Genomic DNA, 2,524 nt, shown 5'->3' with positions numbered 1-2,524 from the left:
GTAAAGGGTAAAGGGATAAATTTAACCTTTCCCCTTACCCCTTTCCCTTTCCCCATCCCCAAATTACCACTGGGCGATCGCATCTTGAATTGCTGCCCGTGCTTCTGATAGAGATTGGGTACGGGCATCTCCCTCGTTCAAGCTGTTAGCGTTAATAAATTGAATGTCTGTAATCCCAATAAAACCGAAAATCGTCCGCAGGTAGGGTTCTTGGAAGTCGTATGCAGATGCAGGAGATGTTGGGCTAAAGTCACCACCGCGAGCTGTGATGATAACTGCCTTTTTACCCTCGACTAACCCTCTAAAACCCTGAGCTTCTATTGCAACAGTCCGGTTAATGCGAACGATTTGGTCGATGTAAGCCTTAAAAGTGGAAGGTATATTGAAGTTGTACATTGGCACTCCAAAGACGTAGCGATCGGCTGCTAAAAACTCATCAACCAGTTCGTTAGAAATCCTAAGTGCCTCAGTTAATTCTGGAGTATGGGTTTCTGGTGGTGAAAATGCAGCTGCAATCCAAGCTTCATCAACGTGAGGAACTGGGTAATGCCCTAAATCTCGATAGGCGATCGCGTCTTCAGGATGCGCTGCTTTCCAACTACTGACAAATTCCTTAGATAATTCTCTTGAGTGCGATCGTTCACCACGAGGGCTGGAATCAATATGTAGAATGTTTACCACCAAATATCTCCTGATTAACTAAGTATTTTTAGGGGTGTTGTTCAAAAATATTGTAAGGTAAGCTTCAAGACTATTCCATCCATACCGAAAGTTCTTCCATGTAAAAAAGCCGATGTCATTCTCCATCGGCTTCACTGACCATATTGAACAAATGAATAGTCTACTGTTCCTGAATAGCTGCTACTTTGGGAGGAAACTGGATTCTAGGATCTGGCATGAAATTGTATCTCAAGTACAATCCTCCTGAGACAAACAGGATAATTAACAACGCACCAATACCAAGGGGACTGGGAAGCCAGAAAATAGCTTCTATGTGGTTTAACTCACCAGGCTGGAGTTTCCACACTAATCGATTACCGTTTTTTTCTGGCTCTATCGCAGTTTCAGTTAGTTGAATATTTTTGGCTCCCCAAGGAGTCTTCAAGCTAAATTCCAAATCGAGAATTGAACCAGCATTAGTCAGAACGTTACCTTTGCTAGCAATTAGAGACAGCGATCGCAAATCCAAATCATAAATCAACCGATTTCGGACTAAAAGTAAAAAATTGCTTTGTTCCAAGAGGACGTTTGATTCAATTTTCGGTAGTTCTGAGCCAGATTTGCTCTGCACAGGCTCAGAGGGTTGGTTCGCATGAGAGTTAAAAAATTCGTTGAACTTCTCTTGTAATTCCGTACCACTACTAAAAGGAATTGTGACGATGATTTCTTCTTGGGAAACTCGCTGCGTTTTCCCTTCTAGTTTACGGGCGCGGCGTTCTATGCTGTTCAACCATTCGTACACAGAATCGCCACTAAAACTAGTTAGCCGCTCTCCCAACTTAATATGCTGTACGAATTCGCCACTATTTGAGTTGTCAAAGTTAAGCCCCACATCGTACTTAACACAGCCAGTCAGTAGCAGGGATGTTAACACGACTAGCCACAGAATAGTATTTCGCATGGGAAAAACGCGGTTCACTCGATTTCGACCATTCAGTTTCAACACAAAACTAAATGGTCTGATTAACCACAAGAAAATCTTTCCTAAACTTGAAGAATTCATAACTATAAGTCTCCCCAAAAGTCAAACGTTTTAACCAATCTTGACTTCTTAGTATTGTTTAAGATTCCTGGAACACCGTTTTGGTAAACAAAATCCAAAATTGGTATCAGCCGGGGGTTCCTGAAAAATTAAACCAAACTAAGTACGAGATGGTTAAACCAATGGCAATTAGCGCCACCCAGATAAAGCGATTATCTCTGGTATTGACCTGACTGAGGTCAACGAATTCTGGCTCTGTAGGTTTAGGCTTCTGCTGCACAGAAGAATTAGATTTAGCAGGAATCGAAATTTTGAGTTCATTATCGGGTAGTGCGCCCAAATCGGGGATTTGGGTCATCCACTCACTGGGTCTTTTCAGCTTTGGTGCTTTTAAGATGTAAAGCATCCGTCGCGCTTGTTTGCCAATTTCAAAATGGGCATGGCGTTTGAGTCTTTCGCAAAGAGCGATCGCATCATCGGTACGTCCAGCAGCTTCATAAGCTGTCACCAGATAAATTTCTACTTCGCCCGCAAGGCGAGAATTACGAGCTAACAGGGCGCTAGCCTTTTCCAAATTTTCTATGGCTTCGCGGTATTGCCCATTTTCAAAGGCAATTTTCCCAGCCTGGTAGCGGGTTTTAGCAATTTCTAAACTTTCTACACTCACGGCTTATACAAAAATTGGCACTAGCACTATTTTAATTTTGCCAATGTCAGCAATCTTTTTGGAATCTTTTCAAAAGCTGACAATCTGAAATTGATTCAGCTAAACCTGAGTTCGATAGATTCTGAAGAACCCCTCTCCAAACCTCTCCCCGAAAC

3 protein-coding genes are annotated in these 2,524 nt (G+C 42.4%); all 3 read right to left on the bottom strand.

What is annotated here, in order from left to right; genetic code table 11:
• Positions 1–63: 63 nt before the first annotated feature.
• The 3 genes from VB740_RS17855 to VB740_RS17845 all read right to left on the bottom strand — a co-directional run bounded on the left by VB740_RS17855 (position 64) and on the right by VB740_RS17845 (position 2,369).
• Complete coding sequence (locus tag VB740_RS17855; RefSeq protein ID WP_323201296.1) at positions 64–681, bottom strand: FMN-dependent NADH-azoreductase; 618 nt, start codon at positions 679–681, stop codon at positions 64–66.
• A 160-nt stretch (positions 682–841) separates the two neighbouring features.
• On the bottom strand, positions 842–1,723 hold the full coding sequence (locus tag VB740_RS17850) for a DUF3153 domain-containing protein (RefSeq protein ID WP_323201295.1): 882 nt from the start codon (positions 1,721–1,723) through the stop codon (positions 842–844).
• Between the two features lie 106 nt (positions 1,724–1,829).
• Entirely contained in the window at positions 1,830–2,369 is a 540-nt protein-coding gene (locus tag VB740_RS17845; RefSeq protein ID WP_323201294.1) for a tetratricopeptide repeat protein, read from the bottom strand.
• Positions 2,370–2,524 lie beyond the last annotated feature (155 nt).

The organism is Nostoc sp. UHCC 0251, assembly GCF_034932245.1.
Lineage (GTDB): Bacteria > Cyanobacteriota > Cyanobacteriia > Cyanobacteriales > Nostocaceae > Nostoc.
This window is presented reverse-complemented; position numbering and strand designations above follow the sequence as displayed.